This window comes from Qaidamihabitans albus, from assembly GCF_016464705.1.
In the GTDB taxonomy this organism is placed as follows: domain Bacteria; phylum Actinomycetota; class Actinomycetes; order Mycobacteriales; family Pseudonocardiaceae; genus Qaidamihabitans; species Qaidamihabitans albus.
Map to the genome: position 1 here is coordinate 391,954 of NZ_JAEHOB010000001.1, position 21,342 is coordinate 413,295.

Sequence of the window (21,342 nt, forward strand, 5' to 3'; positions counted from 1 at the left end):
CGCAGGCCACCGGTCGTGAGTGCGTAACAGTGTTCTAACTCGCGTGCGCACTCACGAGGTCCACGCCCGTCCAACGTTCGACCGTGTTGAACACCGAGCGCCCTGGTCGGTCAGCGCGGGGTGAGCCGGACAACCGGGTATTCCCGGTCGCTCTTGCGCTGGTACTTCGCGTAGCGGGGCTGGGCGTCGACGATGCGCTGCCATGCCTGTTCCCGGTCGGCGCCGTCGAGCCGGTGCGGCGTCACCGGCACGGTGCCGCGGCCGGGGAGTTCGATCGACGCCCGGTCCGGGTGCGCCATCAGGTTGACGTACCAGTCCGGGTGCCTGCGCCCGCCGCCCGATGCGACGATCAGCCAGTCGTCCTCACCGTTGGCGAACCACGTCACAGGGGTTTCCCGCGGCTGCCCCGTCTGACGACCCACGGTCTGCAGGATCAGCAGGTCCATGCCCATCACCCTGCCGCCTTTACGTCGGATACGGGCGTTCGTACGGGCGTTCATTCGCCGCTGCACCCACCGTGACATCGCGCCTGGCGAACCGCTCTTGCGCTGTCCGCGACTGCCTGCTTGCTTGTTGTCCGTCATGTTGCTACCTCCGGTCGCTCTCGCCGGTCACGCTAGCCGCGGCCTGCCGCCCGGTGCTTCTCGATTCCTGATCGGTCGGCACCCATCTCGCGCCGGGGCCGCGGATCGTGTTCGATGGCGAGCAGGCGCCGGCCGTCCCGGCACCGGGGCTGGGCAAGCACGATGAGCGGTAAGGAAGTCATGTCGCTGCGACAACATCTCGACGGCTGGAAGCCGGGGCCGACAACCGATCACGACGTCATCTCCGAGGGTCCGGTCGCGGCGCTCTCGGCGGTGCTCGACCAGCCGGTCGCGGCACGGCGCGGCGACCCGCTGCCGCCGCTGTGGCACTGGCTGCACTTCCTCGAATGGCCGCCCCAGGCCGAGCTCGGCGCCGACGGCCATCCCTCGGGCGGGCACTTCCTCCCGCCCGTTCCCGATCGCCGCCGCATGTTCGCGGGCGGCCGGTTGCGCGTGTCAACGCCCCTGGAGGTAGGGCTTGCCGCCGAGCGGGCGTCCACAGTGGAAAGTGCCGTGGTGAAGCACGGCAACACCGGCGAGATGGCTTTCGTGACGGTGCGTTCCGAGTTCAGGCAGGCAGGCGAGCCGAGGGTCGTCGAGGAGGTCGACTACGTCTACCGCTCGGGCGAGGACTCGCGCAGGAGGTTCACCGCGGCCACGGGGCCGCCGCCCGAGTCGTCGGCGGCGTGGCAGCTCACTCCCGTGACCGATCCCGCGCTGCTGTTCCGGTTCAGCGCGCTGACCGCCAACGCCCACCGCATCCACTACGACGCCCCGTATGCCACGGAGGTGGAGTGGTACCCGGGGCTCGTCGTGCACGGACCGCTGCTGGTGCTGCTGATGCTGGAGCTGGTGCGGCGGCACGAACCGCGACCGGTCCGCTCGGTGGACTTCCGGCTGCGCCGACCGGTGTTCTGCGGCGAGTCGATCCTGGTGCACGGCGAGCGGGAGGGCAGCGCGGCCGAGCTCGCGGTCACCGGCGCGGGCGGGCACACCCACGCCACGGCGCGGGTGGAGCCGGAATGAGACAGCTGACCGGACCGGCCCGCGCTCATCCCGCTCGTCGAGACCGCCAGGGGTGCAACGGGTGCTCTCCGCCGCTGCGCGAAAGGAAAGGCTGAGAATGTACGGGCTCAACACCGACGAGCAGGCCATGGTCGCCACCGTCCGCGACTTCGTGGACAGGCAGGTGCGGCCGAAGGTGCGCGAGCTGGAGCACGCCGACACCTATCCGGAGGAGCTCATCGAGCAGATGAAGGGGATGGGCGTTTTCGGGCTGGCCATTCCCGAACCTTACGGCGACGTGCGGGTCTCCACCCCCTGCTACGCGATGATCACCGAGGAACTCTCGCGGGGCTGGATGAGCCTGGCAGGCGCGATGGGCGGGCACACCGTGGTCTCGAAACTCCTGCTCGACCACGGCACGGAGGAGCAGAAGCAGAGGTACCTGCCGCGCATGGCCACGGGCGAGCTGCGGGCGACGATGGCACTCACCGAGCCGGGTGGCGGTTCGGACCTGCAGGCGATGCGGACGGTCGCGCGCCGCGACGGCGACGGCGGTTACGTCGTCAACGGCACGAAGACCTGGATCACCAACGCGCGCAAGGCCGGTCTGGTGGCCCTGCTGTGCAAGACCGACCCCGCCGCCGAGCCCGCGCACAGGGGAATCAGCGTCCTGCTCATGGAGAAGGTCCCGGGCTTCACCGTTTCCAGGGACCTGCCCAAGCTGGGCTACAAGGGCGTCGAGAGCTGCGAGCTGTCCTTCGTGGACTGCCAGGTACCCGCGGACGCGCTGCTCGGGGAGACCGAGGGCGCCGGGTTCGGGCAGATGATGCGAGGGCTGGAGATCGGCCGCATCCAAGTCGCCGCGCGTGCGACCGGTGTGGGGAGGGCGGCACTCGACGACTCCCTTCGCTACGCGCAGGAACGGGAGGCGTTCGGCCGCCCGATCTGGAAGCACGAGTCCGTCGGCAACCACCTCGCCGACATGGCCACCAAGCTCACCGCCGCGCGGCAGCTGCTGCTGCACGCCGCGCACCGCTTCGACAGCGGCGAGCGTTCCGACATGGAGGCCGGGATGGCCAAGCTGTTCTGCTCCGAGGTGGCGATGGAGATCGCGCTCAACGCCATCCGCGTGCACGGCGGTTACGGCTACTCGACGGAGTTCGACGTCGAGCGCTACTTCAGGGACGCGCCACTGATGATCGTCGGGGAGGGCACCAACGAGATCCAGCGCAACGTGATCGTGTCGCAGCTCGTCGCGCGGGGTGGCATCTCCGGGGACTGAACTCGGCCGGTGCGCCCTGCCCTCCAGCGCTCAGCCGTCGAGGTTCGCGCGGTAGCGATTCACCGAATCGGTCAGCTGGTGCAGCGTGGTGCGCAGCTCGTCGATCTGGGCGGGGCCCAGGCCCATGGCCTCGCCGACGACCCCGGGCAGCGATACGGCCTTCGCCCGCAGCCGGTCGCCCTCCTCGGTCAGCGTGACCCGCACCGAGCGCTCGTCATCGCCCCGGCGCTCGCGGCGCACGAGCCCTGCCTTCTCCAGGCGCTTGAGCAGCGGCGAGAGCGTGCCCGAGTCCACGCACAGTGCCTGGCCGAGCTCCTTCACCCCGCGGTCCCCGTGCTCCCACAGCGAGAGCATCACCAGGTACTGCGGGTAGGTCAGGCCGAGGTCGTCGAGCAACGGTCGGTACAGGCCGGTGACGGCGCGTGACGCCGCGTGCAGCGCGAAGCACAGCTGCTCGTCGAGCCGGGGTACGACCGCGTCGGCCGCCATGGCTACCTCCTCGCCGGGTGGTCGGTGAACCAGCCCATGCTGCCGGACCAAGCGGTGATCGCGCAACTTAAGTGTCCAACATCTCATAGTAGGCTATTTAGTTGCGCACAACTTAATCGCTCGCTACTGTTCTGCTCGTTCACATCGATCCCGCCGCAGAGGAGCCAGTCATGGCCGCCAACCCGCACAACCTCGCCCTCGAGCCCGCAGCCCAGGCCTTCGTCGAGGCGACCGCACAGCCGCCGTTCCTGTACGAACTCGGTCCCGCCGAGGGCCGCCGCACGGTCGACGAGGTGCAGTCCGGCGACGTCGCCAAGCCCGACGTGGACGTCACGGATCTCACCGTTCCCGGTGACCCGAACGGCGACGTCCGTGGCGTCCAGGTCCGCATCGTGCGGCCCGCCGGCGTCACCGGCCCGCTACCCGTGCTGGTCTACCTGCACGGCGCCGGGTGGGTTTTCGGCAACGCGCACACTCACGACCGGCTGGTCCGCGAGCTCTCCGTCGGTGCCCGTGCCGCCGTCGTGTTTCCCGAGTACAGCCGGGCACCCGAGGCTCGCTATCCCGTCGCCGTCGAGGAGAACTACGCCGTCGCGACGTGGGTCGCTCGCCACGGCGCCGAGCACGACCTCGACTCGGCGCGCATCGCGATCGCGGGCGACTCGGCCGGCGGGAACATGACCGCCGCGGTGACGCTGCTCGCCAAGCAGCGCGGCGACGTGCGCTTCGTGCAGCAGGTGCTGTTCTACCCGGTCACCGACACGACTCTGGAGTCGCCGACCGAGTCGTACCGGCGGTTCGGCGAGGGTGGCTACTTCCTCACTCTCGAGGCGATGCGCTGGTTCCTGGACCAGTACCTGCCGGACCACGACCGCCGTACCGAGATCACGGCCTCGCCGCTGCGGGCCACCACCGAGGATCTGACCGGGCTGCCGCCCGCACTCGTGATCACGGCCGAGGCCGACGTCCTGCGCGACGAGGGTGAGGCTTACGCCGCGAAGCTGCGGCAGGCCGGCGTGCCGGTGACCGCCGTCCGCTACCTGGGCACCATCCACGACTTCGTGATGCTCAACGCGCTGCGCGAGACGCACGCGGCCGAGGCCGCCATCAACCAGGCGGTCGCCGCGCTGCGGACCGCGTTCGCCACCGGCTGATCCGGCCGTGACCGGCGCTTTCCCGGCGGTGAGCGCAGGGAAGGCGCCCTCCACCTTCCCGGCGAGGCCGGGTGCCCCGATCGGCGGTATTGTATTCTGCATACCGTGTACACTGCCCGGATGACGATCGCCCCAGACGGACGCAGCCTCAGCAACGACGTGGTCCGGCTCGACGTACTGCAGCCGGAGGACGCGGCCGAACTCTTCGCCGCCTTCGACGACGAACGCGTCTGGGCCGGTGGCTGGGCAGGTGGCCCGGCGGCCCGGCCCACCGAGCCTGCCGGCATGCGAGCGGTGGTGGACAAGCTCATCGCAGGCGGTGTCGCGTATGCGGTACGCGCCGCCGCCGACGGAGGCCTGGTCGGCACCGTCAGCCTTCTTGACATAGACCTGACGAACGAGCACTGCATGCTGGGCGGCACGGCCTACTCGCCGGTGGTGTGGGGCACCCCCGTCAACGCGGCCACCAATCTGGCGCTGCTCGGCCACGTCTTCGACGACTGCGGCTTCGGCCGCCTCATGTTCCAGACGGACGTGCTCAACACGCCCATGCAGACGGCGCTCGAGAAGATGGGTGCGGCACGGGAAGGCGTGCTGCGCCGGCACAAGCGGCGCGCGGACGGCACGTTCCGCGACTCCGCCGTCTTCTCCATTCTGCGGGAGGAGTGGCCTGCCACCCGAGATCGGCTGGCCGCGCGGCTGACGGCGCGGGCCGGCCAGTCGGCGAACAGGTGAGCCGCGCCGGTCGGGCGATCATGGACTTCGCCGCGTACCGGTGTGGCAGGTCAGCGCCAGCAGGACGAGCGCCGCGTCCTCCGGCCTGCCGAGGTCGCAGCCGGTGAGCTCGGTGAGCCTGCGCAGCCGGTTGAGCACCGTGTTGCGGTGGCAGAAGAGTTCGGCCGCCACAGCGCCCGCCGAGCCGGTCCGCAGGTAGGCCCACGCCGTCTCGATCAACCTGGCCCGTTCGGTCGGCCCCGTCTCGTCCAGAGTGGACAGGACCTCGGCGGCCAGTGCGTCGCCGAGCTCGCCGAGCCGGCCCGCGACGAGCGAGGGCCAGGCGTCGGTCAGCCCCCGTGGCCGCGGATCGGTCTCCTCGGTCGCGGCGAGCTCGACGGCGATCCGGACCACCCTGGGCACGTCGGTGAGCGAGGCCGCGACCGGGGCCAGGCCGCACGGCACGCCGGAGAGCCATCGCTCGGGCACCGCGGACGTGCCGTCAGGGAGCTGCGCGATGAGCACGGGTCGGCGGTCGACGTCCTGTACGTGCACGGCGACGCCGGCGGCCTGCAACGCGTCGGCCGCCCTGCGCAGCGGACCGCTCTCCGCCAGTGGTGCGGCGGCCACGGCGAACCGGCCGCTCACGTCGACCTCCAGCGCGGTCGCGACCTGCGCCAGCACCTGGCTGTCGCGTGCGTCGGTGGCGAGCAGCCTGGCCACCAGCCGCCCGCGCTCGTGCTCACGCTCCCTGGCCAGCACGGCGGCCTCGGCCAGGTAAGCGAGGTGGATCCGCGTCGTGTGGTGATCCACCGCCGCCCACACCCGCACGGCCCCGTGCACGAGCGCGGCGAGATCCTCGGCGCGCACCCGGCGCACCAGCGCGTCCCACAGCACGCGGAAGTCGAGCCGCACGGCGTGCAGCAGCACCTCGAGTGGTACGCCGTACTGGGCGCGACGCCTGCCCACCCGCTCGCACAGATCACCGAGCCGCTCCGGCACGGGCATGCCGCCGATGAGCCGCAGCAGCAGTTCGAGACTGCCCTCGGCGTGCTCGCGCAGCTCCGGCCACGGCACCGCCCCGCTGGCGTAGGGCTCCACCTCGCGCAACTCGCCGACGAACACCGCGACCAGCTCGTCGAGGTCGTCGAGGCAGGCGTGCACCAGCCGGCGCAGCGGGCCGTCCGGGGGCACCGACGGGTGCAGCGGAGTGTGCATGAGCACAATCTAGACCGTCGAAGTGGCGGCGATACGCCATTGTTCTGGGCTGGTGAACAGGTGACAGTGGCTCCCAGGAGGGAGCGCTATGCACCTGACCCCGCGCGAGCAGGAACGGCTGACGCTGTTCACCGCCGCCGAGCTGGCCCGCCGCAGGCTGGCCCGTGGTGCGCGGCTCGGCGTTCCCGACGCGATCGCCTACGTCTGCGACGAGGTGCTGGAGATGGCGTGGGACGGCCTCGACATCGAGGAGGTCGTCCGCCGCGCCGGTGAGCTGCTCGGCCCCGGCCAGCTCCAGCCCGGCGTCGCAGGGGCGGTGCCCTCGGTGCAGGTCGAGGCGCTGTTTCCGCACGGCACCGCGCTGGTGCACGTGCCGCGCCCGTTCGGGCCGCCCGGCGACGACGTGCCGGGCGCCGTGCGGGCCGCGCAGGGCGAGATCGAGCTGGCCGCGGGCCGCGAGCGCCGCGTGGTCACCTTCCACAACCGCGGCGCAAGGTCGGTCTGGGTCTCCTCGCACTTCCCCCTGGACCAGCTCAACAGGGCCGTGCACGCGGAGGAGGACCTGGCCGGGTACCGGCTGGCGATCCCGGCGGGCACGGCCGTCTGCCTCGGCGCCGGGGAACGGCGAGAACTGACGGTGATCCCGACGGGAGGGCGGCGATGACGACCCGGATGGACCGCGACACCTACGCGGCGGTCTACGGCCCGACCACCGGCGACCTGGTGCGGCTGGCCGACACCGACCTGTGGGTCCGCGTCGAGCGCGACGACACCGAGCCGGGCGAGGAGCTGCTCGGCGGCTGCGGCAAGACCGCGCGGGACGGGCTGCTCGTCACGGGCAGGGCGGGCCGGGACAGCGCGCTCGACCTGGTGGTGCTCGGCGTCCTCATGCTCGACCCGCTGCTCGGCGTGCGCAAGACCAACATCGGAGTGAAGGACGGCCGGATCGTCGGCGTCGGCAGGGCGGGGAACCCGCAGACGGTCGACGGCGTGGAGCTCGTCGTCGACTCGCACACCGCGATGATCACCGGTGAAGGGCTCATCGCCACGCCCGGCGTGGTCGACTCGCACGTGCACCTCTCCAGCCCCGAGGTCGTGCCCGCCGCACTGGCCGCGGGCGTCACGTCCCTGGTCGGGATGGGGATCGGCGGCGTGTGGGACGTCGGTGCGAACCCGGCGAACAACCTGTACACGATGCTCGCGGCGTGGCGCGACGTGCCGATCAACGTCGCCTTCCTGGCGCGCGGGTCCTCGTCGTCCACCGACCTGCTCGAACAGGCTGTCTACGCGGGCGCGGGCGGGTTCAAGATCCACGAGGACTGGGGAGCCACACCGTCCATCGTGGACACCTGTCTCGACGTGGCGGACGAGGCCGACCTGCCGGTGGCGCTGCACACCGACACGCTGAACGAGTCGGGCTTCCTCGCCGACACCCTGGACGCCACCAGGGGGCGCACCGTGCACGCTTACCACGTCGAGGGCGGAGGCGGGCATCCCGACCTGCTGGAGATCGTCGGCACGCCGCACGTGCTGACCTCCTCCACCACACCCACCCTGCCGCTCACGCCGGCCACCGCCGCCGAGCTGGTCCCGATGACCATGACCGTGCACAGGGGACACTCCCTGCTGGAGAGCGACCATGCCATCGCGGGCAGCCGGATTCGCGAGCACGCGATCGCCGCCGAGAACGCCCTGCACGACACCGGCGCGATCAGCATCGTCAACTCCGACTCGATGGGCATGGGCCGCATCGCCGAGACCGCCCGGCGCACCTGGCAGCTCGCCCACGTGCAGGCCATGCTCGCCGGGGAGACCGGCCCCGGCCATCCGGCCAACGACCGGGTGCTGCGCTACCTCGCCAAGATCACCCTCAACCCGGCGATCGCGCACGGGATGGCGCACGAGGTCGGCTCCCTGGCGCCGGGCAAGCTCGCCGACATCGTGCTGTGGCACCCGGCATGGTTCGGCGCCGAACCGGAGCTGGTGATCAAGTCCGGGTTCGTCGCGTGGGGCGCGAACGGCTCCGGCTCGGGCTCGACGCGGCTGACCCAGCCACGTGTGCAGCGCCCGTTCTTCGGCGGCCTCGGCGCCGCGCCGCGCAGGCTCTCCACCGTCTTCGTCGCCGACGCGGCCGACCGCGCCGCGCTGCCGAGCGGGCCGCGCTACGTCGCGGTCCGGGACAGCCGCGACCTCAGCAGTGCCGACATGATCCGCAACAGCGCGACCCCGGACGTGCGGGTGCCGCTCGACCCGGGACCCGTTCTTCTCGACGGCACTCCGGTGGACGTGCACCGCGCCCATACGCTGCCGCTGACCCGGTTACACCATCTGGCTTGAGGAGAGATCGCGGTGCTGGATCTGCTGCTGCGGGACGTGCGTGCCCTGACCATGACCGACGAACGGCCCCGTGCGAACACCGTCGGGGTGCTCGGCGGGCGCATCGTCGGCGTCGACGAGGAGGTCGCGGACCTCTCCGCGCGCGCGGTCGTCGACTGCGACGGCGCGGTGCTCACCCCCGGCTTCGCCGACGCGCACAACCACATGGTCTGGTACGGCCTCTCCCTGGCCGAGCTCGACCTGTCGGCGTGCCGCACGCCGAAGGAGGTCTACGACCTGGTCGCCGCGCGGGCGGCGGCGCTGCCCGCAGACGGCTGGGTGATCGGCTCCGGTTACGACGACTTCGTGCTCGGCGGCCATCCCGCACGCGCGGAGCTGGACCGCGCGGGCGGAGGCCGCCCGGTGTGGCTCAAGCACCGCTCCGCGCACATGTGCGTGGCGAGCAGCGCGATCCTGGCCAAGGCCGGGGTGCTGGACGGTACGGCGCCGGTGCCTGCGGGCGGGGTCGTGTCCCGCGACGCGGACGGCGAGCCGACCGGGTTGCTGGCCGAGCAGGCGCAGCAGCTGGTGGACGCGCTGGTCAAGCCGTACCCGGTGGAGGAGCTGGCTGCGGCGATCGCGCGGGCGGCGCGGGTGTACGTGACCGAGGGACTGACCCACGTCACCGAGGCCGGGATCGGCGGCGGCTGGATCGGCCACAGCCCCGCCGAGGCTGCGGCCTACCAGCTGGCCAGGGCCCGCGGTGAGCTGCCGGTGCGGGTGGAGCTGATGCCGGCGAGCGAGGTGCTGCACCCACTCGTCGACGACACCGTGGGCCTCGATCTCGGACTGCGCACCGGTTTCGGCGACGACTTCCTGCGCATCGGCCCGATGAAGATCTTCACCGACGGCGCGCTGAGCAGCCGTACCGCGGCCGTCACCGAGCCGTTCCACGGCCACGGCGGTCTCGGCGTGCTCGGCGACGACCCGGACGTGCTGCGCAGGCGCATCCTGGCGGCGCATCGCAGTGGCTGGCGGATCGCCGCGCACGCCATCGGCGACCGGGCCGTCGATCTCACCCTGGACATCCTGGAGGAGGCGCAGCGGCTGCTGCCGAGGCCGGATGCCCGGCACCGCATCGAGCACGCCGGGATGACGCGACCCGACCAGCTCGCCAGGATGGCGGCGCTGAACATCGTTCCCGTGCCGCAGGCCCGCTTCCTCTACGAGATCGGCGACACGATGGCAGGGGCGATCGGCGCCGACCGTGTTCCCTGGCTCTACCGGCACCGGTCGTTCCTGGACGCCGGGCTGCGGGTGCCGGGCAGCTCCGACCGGCCGTGCGTGTCCACCGGCGCGCCGCTGGCCGGGATGCGCTCGATGGTCGAGCGCACCAGTCAGGCCGGGGCCGTGCTGAGCCCCGACGAGCGCGTGGACGCCGAGGAGGCGCTGCGAGCCTTCACCACGCATTCGGCGTTCGCCGCGGGCCAGGAGCACCAACGTGGCCGGATCACCGCGGGCATGCATGCCGATCTGGTGCTGCTCGACGACGAACCGACTTCCGTGCCCAGCTCCGAGATCGACGGCATCGGCGTGCTCGCCACGTTCGTCGCCGGACGCGCGATGCACGGCACGGAGGACATTGCCAGCGTCCCCATCGACCACCGGGAGTCCCCGTGACCGAGACCGTCACCGGCGGCACGGCGGCGAACGCGACCGAGGCACGCAAGGTCGCGTTCGCCGCCTTCGTCGGCACCGCGCTCGAATGGTACGACTACTTCCTCTACGGCACCGCCGCGTCGATCGTGTTCAACCGGCTCTACTTCGCCACCGGGGACGCGGCGGTGGCGACCCTGGCCGCCTTCGCGTCCTTCGCGGTCGGGTTCCTGGCGAGGCCACTCGGAGCCGTGCTGTTCGGGCACCTCGGCGACCGGATCGGCCGCCGCCGCACGCTGCTCATCACCGTGACGCTGATCAGCGTGGTGACCGGCCTGATCGGCCTGCTGCCCGACTTCGCCGCGATCGGCCTCGCCGCGCCGCTGCTGCTGACCACGCTGCGGGTGCTACAGGGCATCGCGGTCGGCGGTGAGTGGGGCGGCGCGGTGACGCTGGCCGTCGAGCACGCGCCACCGGAGCAGCGCGGCCGCTTCGCCGCGCTGCCCCAGATCGGCTCGCCCGTCGGCACGCTGCTGTCCTCGGGCGCGTTCTACTTCGTCTCGCTCATGCCGGACAGCGCCTTCGACGCCTGGGGCTGGCGGATCCCGTTCCTGGCCGCGTTCCCGTTGCTCGCGGTCGCGCTGTACCTGCGCCGCCGGGTCGGCGAGTCGCCGCTGTTCCAGCGACTGCTCGTGGAGCACGACCGCGCCTCCGTGCCCGCCGTCGAGCTGTTCCGCCGCTGCTGGCGGCAGGTGCTGATCGGACTCGCGGCCTCGCTGATCGGCATCGGCGGCTTCTACCTGCTCACCACCTTCGTCATCAGCTACGGCACCACCCAGCTCGGCCTGCCGAGGTCGCTCATGCTCGGCGCCACGCTGGTAGCGGCGTTCGTCGAGATCGGCACGCTGCTCGTCGGCGGGCGGCTCGCCGACCGGTTCAGCCCCGGCAAGGTGTGCCTGTGGGGCGGCCTGGTTTCGGCGGTCGCTGCCTTCCCGGTCTTCTGGGCGATCGACACCCGCAACCCGGTGCTGGTGATCGTCGCCATTGCCGTCGGCATCAACTGCATTTCGGTGCCCTACGCGGTCTCGGGTGCGCTGCTCGCCGGGCTGTTCCCGGTCAGGCTGCGCTACAGCGGGGTGGCGATTTCCGCCAACCTCAGCGGCGTGGTCAGCGGTTTCGTGCCGCTCGCCGCGAGCGCGCTGGTCATCGCCAGCGACGGGCGGTCGTGGTCGGTGGCGCTGCTGCTGGGACTGCTGGCCGTGTCGACGGCGCTCGGCGGGCTGCTCGCCCACCGGTTCACGCCCTCGGCAGCGGGAGCCGTTCGAACGTGATGGTTTCGTACGGGCCGCTCTCGCCGGTCTCGTACAGCAGGCCGATCGTGCGCCGGTCGAGCTGTGCGAGGTCGGAGTAGGCGGCCGGGGCGTCGGAGACCGTGCTGGCATCGCGCCACGTGCGGCCCCCGTCGTCGCTGATGCGGACGCTCATCGAGCGACGAGCGTCCGGATCGGACGGTCCTGAGTAGAGCAGCACGTCCCGCTTGCTGGTCTGTAGCACGCTACCCTGCACGCGCGGGCCGACAATGCTTGGCTGGGCCTGGTATGGCTCGACGAGCGTCTCGCCGCCGTCGGTGCTGTAGGCGTCGACCCGGTGGCCCGGCGCGGTGCCGTGGTCGCGGCTGTTGAAGTACAGCGTGCCGTCGGGCAGCTCGGCGACGGTGGTCTCGTTGGCCGCGAGGTGGCCGTCGGTGCGGTCGTCACTGAAGCCGATGCGCCACGTGTGGCCGCCGTCGTCGCTGAGCAGGTCGTGCCCGCCGTAGTACTTGGCCTCGGTGCCGATGTCGGGGGAGCCCGCGGGTGGTGCGCTGGAATGGTTGGCGGGCACGACGATGCGCCCGGCGTGCTCGCGATGGCGGAGCACGATCGCGTGCCCCGGCCCGGTGGCGTACCAGCGCCAGTCGGCCGCCTTGGCTTCGCCGGTGATCTCCCGTGCGGCCGACCACGTCGAACCGCCGTCGGTGCTGCGCTGGACGAAGACGCGGCGGGTGTCCTCATCGGACACCGTGCCCGCCATGATCTCCCGCTCGGTGACCCGGCCGTTGCGCGTGGTCAGCAGGACGATGTCACCGTTGCCGAGCACGACCGGGCTCGGGTTGCCCGCCGTGGCGTCTCCGTTGCTCGACACCACCGACAGCGGTCCCCACGTGCAGCCGCCGTCGGCGGACCGGCGCAGGACGACCTCGATCGCACCGGTGTCGCCCGCCGACTCGACGCGTCCCTCGGCGAACGCGAGCAGCTCGCCCGAGGCCGTGCGCACCAGCGCCGGGATGCGGAACGTGTGGTAACCGCCGGTGCCCGACGTGTACGGCACGGAGGCCGTGCACGGCGCGGGTGGTGCCGCCGCGGCGGCCGGGGCGACGGTGAGCCCGGCCAGTGCGGCGGCGGTCAGGGACAGGGCGGCGCGGCGGGACACGGCGGGCATCGGCAACTCCTCTAGACATAGGATGTCCTATGTCAGGAGAAGCTAGGCGTCCTGACCTCCTCGGTCAAGACCGGTACGGCCGGACGGCGCAGCGGCTACCGGCTACGGGTGCAGAGCCGCGTCCAGCTCGGCCAGCAACCTCGCCTTGGGCCGCGTGCCGACGAGTGTCCACACCGGCAGGCCGGCGCGGAAGAGCAGCAGTGTCGGCAGCGACGTCACCTGGTAGTCCCGCGTGGTGGCGGGGTTCTCGTCGGTATCGAGTTTGCGGACGGTGAGCGAATCGGCGCGCTCGTCCGCGATCTCGGTGAGCACCGGGAGGATCATGTGGCAGGGCGGGCACCACTGCGCCCAGAAGTCCACGAGGACGGGCTTGTCGTGCTCGACGACCTCCCGTGCGAAGGTTTCTTCGGTGACCGCGGAGATCACTCCGGGCAGGTGTGTCAGTGACATCAGGACTCCTCCGTCGTGCTCGCCCGGCCGGCCGTGGACTCCGCCACACCGCATGGTCCGGGAGGTGCTTCCAGTGCCGCGGCCAGCTTGGCCAGCAAGGTGGCCCGCACCGAACCGAGCCGGTCGATGCAGGCGTTCACCTCCGCCAGCTTGCACTGGTAGACCTCGATCGAGTCGTCGCAGGAGTCACCGGACTCGTGGCCCGCACGCAGGCATTCGACGAACGGCCGGGTGTCCTCGAGGCTGAGCCCGATGGCCTGCAAGGTCCGGATCTCCTCGACGAGCCGGAAGTCCTCGTCTTCGTACTCCCGGTAGCCGTTCGCCGAGCGGCGCGCCCGGAGCAGCCCTTGTGTCTCGTAGAATCGCAGCGCGCGGGTCGTCGTTCCGGCACGTCTGGCGAGCTCCCCGATTCGCATGCGTTCGAGCGTAGACCTTGCCGTTGGCGGCAAGGCCAGATCCGAGGAGAGTGCGGGAATGGCCGATACGAGGGACGACTTCCTTTCCACGGCCCGCGTGGCCGCCGACCTGTTGCGAGAGCCTGCGATCGCGGCCGCGTGGAACGGGCCGAGCGCGCTACCGGAGTTCGGTGTCGGCGGCCTCGCCGGGCACCTGGCCTACCAGATCCTGGCGCTCCCCCAAGCCCTGACCGGGCCGGTGCCGACGGAGGAGACGATCTCCCTGCTGGAGCACTACGACCGGGCGAAGTGGATCGGCGCCGATCTCGACGACGAGATCAACGTCCGGATCCGCCGCGGTGGCGACGAGATCGCGGCCGAAGGGCCCGCGGCCCTGGCGGCGCGGGTCGACTCGGCCGCGCGGGAGTTGACGGACACCCTCGCGTCGGTGGCCGACCGGCCGGTGCGCATTCCGTTGTGGGGGCCGTGGTCGTTGCTGCTCGACGACCTGCTGATCACCAGGATGATGGAGCTCGTGGTGCACTCCGACGATCTGGCGGTCAGTGTGGGTGTCGCCATGCCTGCGTTCCCGCGGGGCGCGGTGGACACCGTGGTCGACCTGCTCTCCCGGCTGGCCGTTCGCCGTCATGGCGCGGCAGCCGTCGTGCGCGCGTTCAGCCGGGCCGAGCGGGCCCCGGATACGATCGCCGCCTTCTGAGCAGCTAATGAGGCCGAGTCCCTTGGAGAACCGGTGATCGTCCTTGCCCACCTCAGCGATACCCATCTCGACGGCGGTGCGCGCAACGCCGGCCGGACGGCCCGGGTGATGGCCTATCTCGCCGGGCTGACGCGGCCGGTGGACGCCGTCGTCGTCACGGGCGACATCGCTGACCACGGAACGGTCTCCGAGTACGAAGAGGCCCGCGAGCTGTTCTCGGTTCCCGGCCCGGTTCTCACCTGCCCGGGAAACCACGACGACCGCGCGCGATTGCGCGAGGTGCTGCTCGGCCGGAACGGCGGCGACGCGCCGGCCAACCAGGTGTATGCGACCGAGCGCGCGGTCCTCGCCGTCGCCGACTCCAGTGTCCCCGGGCGCGACGACGGCTTTCTCGCCGATGAGACGATCAGCTGGCTCGGCGAGGTGCTCGAAGACGCACCGGCCGGGAAGCCCGTGTTCGTCTGCTTCCACCACCCGCCGGTCGCGCTGCACATCCCGTATGTCGACGACATCCGGCAGCGGGGCGAGGAGCGCCTCGCCGCTCTCATCGCCGGCCATCCACAGGTGGCGGCGATCCTCTGTGGACACGCCCATACCGCGGCCGCGACGACGTTCGCGGGACGGCCCGTCCTGGTCGCCCCCAGCGTGTCGTCGACGCTGCTGCTGCCCTGGGAACGGGGTGAAACCGTCGACTACGGCCTGCCACCGATGATCGCCTTCCACGTCCTCGGCGACGACGGCAGGCTCACCACCCACTACCGCGTCGTGGATCGCCAGGTCTGACTGCTCGTCTCGCCCGCCGCCCGTAACCGGGTCTCGCCGCGGCCGTCGGCCGAGGTCAGTCGAGGAAGCGCAGGAGCGCGTCGGCGGTGTCCCCCGGGTTGTCCTCGGCGACGAAGTGCCCTGCGCCGGGCACCGTGACCTTGCGGGCGGCGGGGATCGCGGCGGCCAGGCGGTCGCCGGTGGTGGGCGGCAGCCACTGGTCTCGCTCGCCCCAGAGCACCAGGGTGGGAACCGTGATCCGGTCCAGCCGGGTGACGACTTCGCGGGTGTCCTCGAAGCTGACGCCGGCGACCTGGTCGACCCAGCGTTGCTGCCCGGTGGGGCCTGCCCATGGAGCGAGGTAGGCGCTCGCGACGGCGCCGGACATCGGCCGGTGGGTCGCCGTACGGAGGCGTGCCGCGATGATGTCGCCGAAGACGTGCGGCGGCATACTGCGGTAGGCGTCCTCGTGGCGCTGCATGTGCTCGGTGAACGCCGTGTTCCACGGGCCGAGGACGGCCGCGTCGAGCAGCGCGAGCCGGCGAACCGGCACCTGGTGGATCAGGTGGGTCCGCAGCACGATTCCGCCGCCGATGTCGTGCCCGACCAGGCTCGGTGTGTCGAGGCCCCAGTGCTCGACGAGCTCGGCCAGTGTGCGGGCCTGCGTGGCGATGGACGGCGCGACGCCGGGATCCGGGTGGGAGTCGCCGTAGCCGAGCAGATCCCATACGTGGACGGTGTTCCTGCTCGCCAGTGCCGGGACGACACTCCGCCACAGGTAGGAGCAGGCAGGCGTGCCGTGCACCAGGATCACCGGCGGGCCCTGCCCCACGACGTCGGTGGCGACCTCGCCGCCCGATACGCGAACGCGGTGGGGAAGCCGCCATGTCGCGGCTTTCGTGGGTGTGGTCATCACCGTTCTCCTTGCTGAGAAGCTGTCTTCGAACCTGCTGGACGGACTGGGGCGCACTGTTTCCGCAGGTCACCGGTCGTGAGTGTTCAGCCGAGTCCTAACTCGGCTGAGCACTCACGAGGCATGACCAGGCACCACGCCGCGCCTACTGGAACCAGGTACCGGCCCTAAGGGCTATATTCGACTTATGCCGCTTACAGTAGCAGGGAGTAAGGCGTGAAGATACCTTTTACCGATTACGCCTTCGGTGCGAGCGTCGGGACCGATCTGGTCAACACCGCGCCCGCGGTGCGCCGGAGCACCGGTGAGGCCCTCGCCGACCCGGCCGTTCTGGCCCGCTTCCTCAGCGAGCGCGACGTCCACCCCGATTCCCTGCCGGGCGACCGTCCGCCGAGCGGTGACGACCTGGACCAGGTGCACGCCCTCCGCCGCGAGGTACGCCGGGTGCTGGAGGGCCCGGCCGAGGAGCACGTCGTCGACGGTGCGAACAGGCTGGTCGCACGAGCGGGCACCGGCCCGGCGCTGCACCGGGACGCCGAAGGCCGCTGGCAGTGGTATGTCACGACCACGCGGCAGGCGTCACTCGCCGACGAACTGGCCGTCCTCATCGGTACGGGGATCCTGGGTGCCCTGCGGAGCCTCAGTCACGACCGTTTCCGGCACTGCGCATCTCCGGTGTGCGACGGGATGTTCGTCGACACCAGCAGGGCCGGGCGGCGCCGCTACTGCATGCCGGAGATCTGCGGCAACCGGCTCAACGTCGCCAACCACCGCGCCCGCAGGCAGCGGCAGTGATCAGCGGGGACCGGAATCACCGGTCGAACGTGCCCGCCCGTGCGCGCTCGATCGACGCCCCGGTGCCGAGTTCCACGCGAGCGGCGGGATTGTCCACATAGAAACGCACCAGGTGATACACCAGGTTCGGGTCGAGGGCGAGCGCGGTCGTGTCGATCTCGATCATCGGTACGGGCGGCAGCTTGTCCAGTTTCCACACGCCGCCGAGCTGCCGCTTCTCCCACGGCACGTTGGCATAGGCGATCACCAGCACCTCGGGCGTGCCGTTGTAGGCGGCCTTGACCCCGGCGAACGCCTCCCAGGGCAGGAAAGAGGAGAAGGCGCGGCCCCGCTGGTGAATCCCCTGCTGGGCCAGCACGATCCGGCCACGCCGCAGCCTGCCGAGTGCGAGGAACACGAAGAAGCTGAGGAAGAAGGCCGCCGCCAGTCCGGTCAGCGCCGTACCCAACGGTGCCGCCGGGACGTCCTCCCCTGCGCGTGCGAAGTCGATCGCCGCGAGCAGGCAGATCGCGGCGAGGCAACCCGGGAGCGCGGCCATGATCGCGAACGCCTGCCCGGAGTAGCGGATCTCCGTGGCCGGGTGGCCGGCGTACTCGGTGATCCCGATGTCGCCGGGGCGGTGCGGCGGGCGCACCCTCGTCACCAGGCCGTACGCCGCCGTCAGCAGGAAGAGGGCGGCGAGCAGCAGCAGGTACTTGAGCGCGGCCGGCCTGCCGATCGCGGCGAAGCCGAACCCGACGGGAACGCAGGCGATGCCGAGCCCCACGACGAACACCAGCGCGACCCGGTACCTCGCGCCGTCGCCGGCCGGCCATTCCGGGGGACGCGTCAGAGAGCTAGAAGATGGCATCCCACGCGTCCTTGGCCAGGCCGCCGATGGCCTCTCCCGCATCACCCACTGCCTCGCCCCCGTCCTTGATCGCATGCACTGAGACGTGACATCCGCCGTGCCGGTTCCGCAGTATTCCCGCGGGAGAACCCTCCGCGACCAGCAGGCCCTCCCGCAACAGCAGGCAGTGCTCCGCCCGCATCGCGTCGTCCAGGTGGTGCGTCGCGTGGACGACGGTGACGCCACGCGCCGTGGCGTCGGCCAGTGCCTCGGCGATGTGCCGCCGGGCCGTCATGTCCAGTCCGGCCGCCGGTTCGTCGAGCAGCAACAGGTCCGACTCCTGGGCGAGTCCCTGGGCGACGAGAGCCCGCTGGCGCTGACCGCCGGACAGGGCGCCGAGCTGCCGCTCGGCCAGGTCCAGGATGCCGAGCCGCGCCATGGTGTCCTCGACCACCGACCTGTCCTTCCGGGTCAGCCGCCGCCACGGTCCCCGGTGCGCCCACCGTCCCATCGCGACGGTCTGGCGCACGGTGATCGGCAGCGCGTCCGCGACCGTGCTGCGCTGCACGACGAACGCCGGACGGCCCGTCCCGTGCCGCGCGACGGAACCCGAGGCGGGCGTGACGACCCCGGCGATCGCGCCGAGCAGGGTCGACTTCCCGGATCCGTTGGGGCCGACGACGGCGGTCGCCGCCGAGGCGGGGACTCGCGCCGTGAGTCCGCGCAGCACCTCGTGGCGGCCGTAGCGGACGGTGAGGTCGTGTATCGCCACCTCGGCGTTCGCGTGACGGTGTGGCATGACTCTCCCTGTTTGTAATGACAACCGTTTTCACTATAGGGTGAGTCGCCGTGGAATGGTTGATGGCCCCGTTCGAGGTCTCCTTCGTGCAACGGGCGCTCTGGGGTGGTGTGCTCGTCTCTCTCGTCTGCGCCTTGGTCGGGACCTGGGTGGTCCTGCGTGGCATGGCCTTTCTCGGCGACGCCATGTCGCACGGGATGCTGCCCGGCGTCGCGCTCGCCGCACTGCTCGGCGGCAACCTGCCGCTCGGCGCGGCGGCCAGCGCGGGCGCGATGGCAGTCGGCGTGACCGCGCTCGGCCGTTCCTCGCGGCTGTCTCAGGACACCAGCATCGGACTGCTCTTCGTCGGCATGCTCTCGCTCGGCGTCATCATCGTGTCCCACTCGCAGTCCTTCGCCGTCGACCTGACCGCCTTCCTCTTCGGCGACGTGCTCGCCGTACGCGAGCAGGATCTCGGCTACCTAGCCGCCGCGCTCCTCGTCGCGGCCGTCGTTTCGGTGCTCGGCTACCGTTCGTTCGTCGCGCTCTCCTTCGACTCGCGCAAGGCGCACACCCTCGGCCTGCGGCCACGCCTGGCGCAGGCCCTGCTGCTCGGACTGGTCACGCTCGCGATCGTCGCCTCCTTCCATGTCGTCGGCACGCTGCTCGTCTTCGGGCTGCTGGTCGCGCCACCGGCCGCCGCGGTCCTGTGGGCCCGGCGAATCCCGGTGATCATGCTCGGCGCCGCCGTGCTCGGCACGGGCGCGACCGTGACGGGGCTCGTCGTCTCGTGGCACTGGGGGACCGCCGCCGGGGCGACGATCGCCGCCGTGGCGGTGACACTGTTCTTCGTCGCGGCCACGGCCGCGGTGGTGCGGGACCGCTGGCGGGGCAACGGAATCTCGCGGAAGGGGAAGGTCGCCGCTGCCGCCCTGGCCGCTGTCCTGCTGCCCGGCGCATGCGGCGGTGAGGATCCGTCCCCTTCGGAGCAGCCGGTTCCGCACGGCTACGTCGAGGGCGCCGAGGAGACGGCCGAGCCGCAGTACCGCCTGGTGCTCGCCGATGCGGACACCGGCGCCGTGCGCGTCCTCGACCTCACCACGGAGGAGATCTTCGAGACGCGAAGGGTGGAGGGGGTCGCGGGCATCCGCGATGACGGCCGGTTCGCCCAGCTCGGCCGCGCGGACGGCTCGGTCCATGTCGTCGACAGCGGCGCCTGGACGGTCGATCACGGCGACCACGTGCACTACTACCGCACAGAGGTATCCGACGTCGGCGCGCCGCGCGAGGACCACGAGGCCGCGACCGTGCCCCCGGGTGTGCGCTGCCCGGAAGCCCACGGTCCGGTCGAGACGAGGCGGGGCGCCGTCTTCGGCTGCGCGGACGGTGCCCTGCTGGTCACCGGGGACGGCGACGGGGCAGGCACGGTGCGGATTCCCTATCCGCATCCGGTGGCGGACGCCGACCGCGCGCGGGAGTTCAGCCATCGCCCGGGAAGCGCCACGCTCGCGGCGAGGGCAGGCGAGCGCGGAGTCTGGCTGCTCGACGTGACGGAACGCAGGTGGACGCTCGTGGAGACCGGCCCTGCCGTGGCGGTGAACACGGTCGGGGCGGGCGGGCCGCTGCTGACCCTCACCGAGGACGGCGTGTTGCACGCGCTCGACGCCGAGACCGGTACAGAGACCGCACGGACCGCGTTGTTCTTCCGCCCCGTACGCGGCGACCTGGAACCGCCGGTGATCGAGATCGACACCAGCCGGGCCTACGTCAACGAGGCAGCCGCGGGCGTGATCCACGAGATCGACTACGGCGACGACCTCCGCGTGGCCCGCACCTTCGAGCCGGGCATCAAGCCCACGTACATGGTGGAGACGGGACGATGAGGGCCGCATCCGCGCTGCTGGCTCTGCTCCTCGTGCTCACCGGCTGCGTGGGCGGCGCCGGAGCGGCCCGGTCCGGAGTGGTGGTCACCACCAACATCCTCGGCGACATCACCCGCAACGTCGTCGGCGCCGAAGCCGAGGTGACCGTGCTGATGAAACCCAACGCGAACCCGCACTCCTTCGGCATCTCGGCGCAGGAGGCGGCCCGGCTGGAGAGCGCCGGACTCGTCGTCTACAACGGACTCGGCCTGGAGGAGGGCGTGCTGCGCAACGTCCGGACCGCCGCGGAGTCCGGTGTGCCGACGCTGCCGGTCGGCGAGCAGGTCGACCCGATCCGCTTCGGTGATGCCGCGACCAACGACATGGCCGGACAGGCGGACCCGCACTTCTGGACCGACCCGGAGCGAGTACGTGCCGCCGTGCGGGCGATCGCCGACCGGGTCACCGAGCACGTCGACGGCGTCGACGAAAGGGTGATCCGGGCGAACGCCGCCCGGTACCTCGGCGAGCTCGAGGCGCTGCACGACGACATGAGCGCGGAGTTCGGGCGTATTCCGGCCGAGCGGCGCAGGCTCGTGACCAACCATCACGTCTTCGGCTACCTGGCCCGCCGCTACGACTTCGATGTGCTCGGTGCGGTCATTCCCAGCGGTACCACGCTCGCCTCGCCGAGTGCCTCGGACCTGAAGTCGCTCGCGGACACGATCCGCCGGGCGGGAGTGCGGACGGTCTTCGCCGACTCCGCGCAGCCCGACCGGCTGGCACGGGTGCTGGCGGAGCAGGCCGGGCTGCGGGTCGAGGTGGTGCCGCTGTTCTCGGAATCGCTGACCGAGCCGGGCCAGGGTGCCGCCACCTATCTGGAAATGATGCGTGCGAACACCGAGGCAATCGCCGACGGACTCGTCGGCTGAACAGAGGAGAGG

At 71.4% G+C, this 21,342-nt stretch carries 22 protein-coding genes and 1 pseudogene; 13 read left to right on the forward strand and 10 right to left on the reverse strand.

Annotated features, from left to right (window positions below):
- Positions 1-110 precede the first annotated feature (110 nt).
- Both JAP66_RS01950 and JAP66_RS01955 read right to left on the reverse strand, forming a co-directional pair.
- On the reverse strand, positions 111-584 hold the full coding sequence (locus tag JAP66_RS01950; protein ID WP_307849400.1) for a nitroreductase family deazaflavin-dependent oxidoreductase: 474 nt from the start codon (positions 582-584) through the stop codon (positions 111-113).
- Positions 585-616: 32 nt separating this feature from the next.
- Positions 617-766, reverse strand: coding sequence for a hypothetical protein (locus tag JAP66_RS01955; RefSeq protein WP_199429584.1), 150 nt, complete (start codon positions 764-766; stop codon positions 617-619).
- Here JAP66_RS01955 and JAP66_RS01960 point away from each other — a divergent pair.
- Together JAP66_RS01960 and JAP66_RS01965 are read left to right on the forward strand one after the other, a co-directional pair.
- Positions 765-1,610 carry an HTD2 family dehydratase gene (locus JAP66_RS01960; protein ID WP_199429586.1) on the forward strand — a complete coding sequence of 282 codons (846 nt, stop codon included), beginning with the start codon at positions 765-767 and terminating at the stop codon, positions 1,608-1,610. The two genes, JAP66_RS01955 and JAP66_RS01960, sit on opposite strands and share 2 nt — an antisense overlap.
- Before the next feature lie 97 nt (positions 1,611-1,707).
- On the forward strand, positions 1,708-2,871 hold the full coding sequence (locus JAP66_RS01965; protein ID WP_199429593.1) for an acyl-CoA dehydrogenase family protein: 1,164 nt from the start codon (positions 1,708-1,710) through the stop codon (positions 2,869-2,871).
- A 30-nt stretch (positions 2,872-2,901) separates the two neighbouring features.
- Here the strand turns inward: JAP66_RS01965 and JAP66_RS01970 are convergent, their stop codons facing one another.
- Entirely contained in the window at positions 2,902-3,360 is a 459-nt protein-coding gene (locus JAP66_RS01970; protein WP_199429600.1) for a MarR family winged helix-turn-helix transcriptional regulator, read from the reverse strand.
- 170 nt (positions 3,361-3,530) lie between these two features.
- Here JAP66_RS01970 and JAP66_RS01975 point away from each other — a divergent pair, with 170 nt between their 5' ends.
- Both JAP66_RS01975 and JAP66_RS01980 read left to right on the forward strand, forming a co-directional pair.
- The gene (locus JAP66_RS01975; RefSeq protein ID WP_199429602.1) at positions 3,531-4,514 is read left to right on the forward strand and encodes an alpha/beta hydrolase; all 984 of its coding nucleotides are present in this window, start codon (positions 3,531-3,533) and stop codon (positions 4,512-4,514) included.
- A 120-nt stretch (positions 4,515-4,634) separates the two neighbouring features.
- Positions 4,635-5,249, forward strand: a complete 615-nt coding sequence (locus tag JAP66_RS01980) for a GNAT family N-acetyltransferase (protein WP_199429604.1) — start codon at positions 4,635-4,637, stop codon at positions 5,247-5,249.
- Between the two features lie 18 nt (positions 5,250-5,267).
- Here JAP66_RS01980 and JAP66_RS01985 read toward each other — a convergent pair whose 3' ends face one another.
- Positions 5,268-6,446 carry a PucR family transcriptional regulator gene (locus JAP66_RS01985; RefSeq protein WP_199429606.1) on the reverse strand — a complete coding sequence of 393 codons (1,179 nt, stop codon included), beginning with the start codon at positions 6,444-6,446 and terminating at the stop codon, positions 5,268-5,270.
- Between the two features lie 88 nt (positions 6,447-6,534).
- On the opposite strand from JAP66_RS01985, the gene ureA reads away from it, so the two are divergent.
- The 4 genes from ureA to JAP66_RS02005 are packed head-to-tail and all read left to right on the forward strand — an operon-like array spanning position 6,535 to position 11,749.
- Positions 6,535-7,110 (forward strand): urease subunit gamma, encoded by a 576-nt coding sequence (ureA, locus tag JAP66_RS01990; protein ID WP_199429608.1) that lies wholly within the window; start codon positions 6,535-6,537, stop codon positions 7,108-7,110.
- Positions 7,107-8,783, forward strand: coding sequence for an urease subunit alpha (locus tag JAP66_RS01995; RefSeq protein WP_199429610.1), 1,677 nt, complete (start codon positions 7,107-7,109; stop codon positions 8,781-8,783). Before ureA ends, JAP66_RS01995 begins: the two co-directional genes overlap by 4 nt.
- 12 nt (positions 8,784-8,795) lie before the next feature.
- Positions 8,796-10,442 (forward strand): amidohydrolase, encoded by a 1,647-nt coding sequence (locus tag JAP66_RS02000; protein ID WP_199429612.1) that lies wholly within the window; start codon positions 8,796-8,798, stop codon positions 10,440-10,442.
- Entirely contained in the window at positions 10,439-11,749 is a 1,311-nt protein-coding gene (locus tag JAP66_RS02005) for an MFS transporter (protein WP_199429619.1), read from the forward strand. Before JAP66_RS02000 ends, JAP66_RS02005 begins: the two co-directional genes overlap by 4 nt.
- Here JAP66_RS02005 and JAP66_RS02010 read toward each other — a convergent pair.
- The 3 genes from JAP66_RS02010 to JAP66_RS02020 form a co-directional block, all read right to left on the reverse strand.
- A complete protein-coding gene (locus JAP66_RS02010; protein WP_199429621.1) occupies positions 11,715-12,896 on the reverse strand; it encodes a sialidase family protein in 1,182 nt (393 codons plus the stop codon). The two genes, JAP66_RS02005 and JAP66_RS02010, sit on opposite strands and share 35 nt — an antisense overlap.
- A gap of 102 nt (positions 12,897-12,998) precedes the next feature.
- Positions 12,999-13,346, reverse strand: coding sequence for a thioredoxin (trxA, locus tag JAP66_RS02015; protein ID WP_210769528.1), 348 nt, complete (start codon positions 13,344-13,346; stop codon positions 12,999-13,001).
- Complete coding sequence (locus JAP66_RS02020) at positions 13,346-13,762, reverse strand: MerR family transcriptional regulator (protein WP_199429623.1); 417 nt, start codon at positions 13,760-13,762, stop codon at positions 13,346-13,348. The genes trxA and JAP66_RS02020 overlap by 1 nt, the downstream gene beginning before the upstream one ends.
- A 58-nt stretch (positions 13,763-13,820) precedes the next feature.
- Between JAP66_RS02020 and JAP66_RS02025 the strand changes: the two genes are divergently transcribed.
- Positions 13,821-14,459 carry a maleylpyruvate isomerase N-terminal domain-containing protein gene (locus tag JAP66_RS02025; RefSeq protein WP_199429629.1) on the forward strand — a complete coding sequence of 213 codons (639 nt, stop codon included), beginning with the start codon at positions 13,821-13,823 and terminating at the stop codon, positions 14,457-14,459.
- 33 nt (positions 14,460-14,492) lie between these two features.
- Positions 14,493-15,242, forward strand: coding sequence for a metallophosphoesterase (locus JAP66_RS02030; protein WP_199429631.1), 750 nt, complete (start codon positions 14,493-14,495; stop codon positions 15,240-15,242).
- Positions 15,243-15,297: 55 nt separating this feature from the next.
- Here JAP66_RS02030 and JAP66_RS02035 read toward each other — a convergent pair whose 3' ends face one another.
- Positions 15,298-16,134 carry an alpha/beta fold hydrolase gene (locus JAP66_RS02035; RefSeq protein ID WP_199429633.1) on the reverse strand — a complete coding sequence of 279 codons (837 nt, stop codon included), beginning with the start codon at positions 16,132-16,134 and terminating at the stop codon, positions 15,298-15,300.
- A gap of 216 nt (positions 16,135-16,350) precedes the next feature.
- Here JAP66_RS02035 and JAP66_RS02040 point away from each other — a divergent pair, with 216 nt between their 5' ends.
- Positions 16,351-16,929 carry a CGNR zinc finger domain-containing protein gene (locus JAP66_RS02040; protein ID WP_307849401.1) on the forward strand — a complete coding sequence of 193 codons (579 nt, stop codon included), beginning with the start codon at positions 16,351-16,353 and terminating at the stop codon, positions 16,927-16,929.
- Between the two features lie 16 nt (positions 16,930-16,945).
- Here the strand turns inward: JAP66_RS02040 and JAP66_RS02045 are convergent, their stop codons facing one another.
- Positions 16,946-17,779 (reverse strand): hypothetical protein, encoded by an 834-nt coding sequence (locus JAP66_RS02045; RefSeq protein WP_199429635.1) that lies wholly within the window; start codon positions 17,777-17,779, stop codon positions 16,946-16,948.
- Positions 17,766-18,557: a zinc ABC transporter ATP-binding protein AztA gene (aztA, locus tag JAP66_RS02050; RefSeq protein ID WP_199429642.1), complete on the reverse strand. Its 792-nt coding sequence runs from the start codon at positions 18,555-18,557 to the stop codon at positions 17,766-17,768. Before aztA ends, JAP66_RS02045 begins: the two co-directional genes overlap by 14 nt.
- A 50-nt stretch (positions 18,558-18,607) precedes the next feature.
- On the opposite strand from aztA, the pseudogene aztB reads away from it, so the two are divergent.
- Together aztB and aztC are read left to right on the forward strand one after the other, a co-directional pair.
- Positions 18,608-19,426, forward strand: a pseudogene (aztB, locus tag JAP66_RS31915) (zinc ABC transporter permease AztB); the annotation flags it as partial.
- 989 nt (positions 19,427-20,415) lie between these two features.
- On the forward strand, positions 20,416-21,330 hold the full coding sequence (aztC, locus tag JAP66_RS02060; protein ID WP_199429646.1) for a zinc ABC transporter substrate-binding protein AztC: 915 nt from the start codon (positions 20,416-20,418) through the stop codon (positions 21,328-21,330).
- Positions 21,331-21,342 lie beyond the last annotated feature (12 nt).

What these genes read in the sequence shown, in the direction of transcription:
- JAP66_RS01950 (WP_307849400.1), bottom strand. Translation starts at nt 584, where the DNA reads ATGACGGACAACAAGCAAGCAGGCAGTCGCGGACAGCGCAAGAGCGGT.
- JAP66_RS01960 (WP_199429586.1), top strand. Translation starts at nt 765, where the DNA reads ATGTCGCTGCGACAACATCTCGACGGCTGGAAGCCGGGGCCGACAACC.
- JAP66_RS01955 (WP_199429584.1), bottom strand. Translation starts at nt 766, where the DNA reads ATGACTTCCTTACCGCTCATCGTGCTTGCCCAGCCCCGGTGCCGGGAC.
- JAP66_RS01965 (WP_199429593.1), top strand. Translation starts at nt 1,708, where the DNA reads ATGTACGGGCTCAACACCGACGAGCAGGCCATGGTCGCCACCGTCCGC.
- JAP66_RS01970 (WP_199429600.1), bottom strand. Translation starts at nt 3,360, where the DNA reads ATGGCGGCCGACGCGGTCGTACCCCGGCTCGACGAGCAGCTGTGCTTC.
- JAP66_RS01975 (WP_199429602.1), top strand. Translation starts at nt 3,531, where the DNA reads ATGGCCGCCAACCCGCACAACCTCGCCCTCGAGCCCGCAGCCCAGGCC.
- JAP66_RS01980 (WP_199429604.1), top strand. Translation starts at nt 4,635, where the DNA reads ATGACGATCGCCCCAGACGGACGCAGCCTCAGCAACGACGTGGTCCGG.
- JAP66_RS01985 (WP_199429606.1), bottom strand. Translation starts at nt 6,446, where the DNA reads ATGCACACTCCGCTGCACCCGTCGGTGCCCCCGGACGGCCCGCTGCGC.
- ureA (WP_199429608.1), top strand. Translation starts at nt 6,535, where the DNA reads ATGCACCTGACCCCGCGCGAGCAGGAACGGCTGACGCTGTTCACCGCC.
- JAP66_RS01995 (WP_199429610.1), top strand. Translation starts at nt 7,107, where the DNA reads ATGACGACCCGGATGGACCGCGACACCTACGCGGCGGTCTACGGCCCG.
- JAP66_RS02010 (WP_199429621.1), bottom strand. Translation starts at nt 12,896, where the DNA reads ATGCCCGCCGTGTCCCGCCGCGCCGCCCTGTCCCTGACCGCCGCCGCA.
- trxA (WP_210769528.1), bottom strand. Translation starts at nt 13,346, where the DNA reads ATGTCACTGACACACCTGCCCGGAGTGATCTCCGCGGTCACCGAAGAA.
- JAP66_RS02020 (WP_199429623.1), bottom strand. Translation starts at nt 13,762, where the DNA reads ATGCGAATCGGGGAGCTCGCCAGACGTGCCGGAACGACGACCCGCGCG.
- JAP66_RS02025 (WP_199429629.1), top strand. Translation starts at nt 13,821, where the DNA reads ATGGCCGATACGAGGGACGACTTCCTTTCCACGGCCCGCGTGGCCGCC.
- JAP66_RS02035 (WP_199429633.1), bottom strand. Translation starts at nt 16,134, where the DNA reads ATGACCACACCCACGAAAGCCGCGACATGGCGGCTTCCCCACCGCGTT.
- JAP66_RS02045 (WP_199429635.1), bottom strand. Translation starts at nt 17,779, where the DNA reads ATGCCATCTTCTAGCTCTCTGACGCGTCCCCCGGAATGGCCGGCCGGC.
- aztA (WP_199429642.1), bottom strand. Translation starts at nt 18,557, where the DNA reads ATGCCACACCGTCACGCGAACGCCGAGGTGGCGATACACGACCTCACC.
- aztC (WP_199429646.1), top strand. Translation starts at nt 20,416, where the DNA reads ATGAGGGCCGCATCCGCGCTGCTGGCTCTGCTCCTCGTGCTCACCGGC.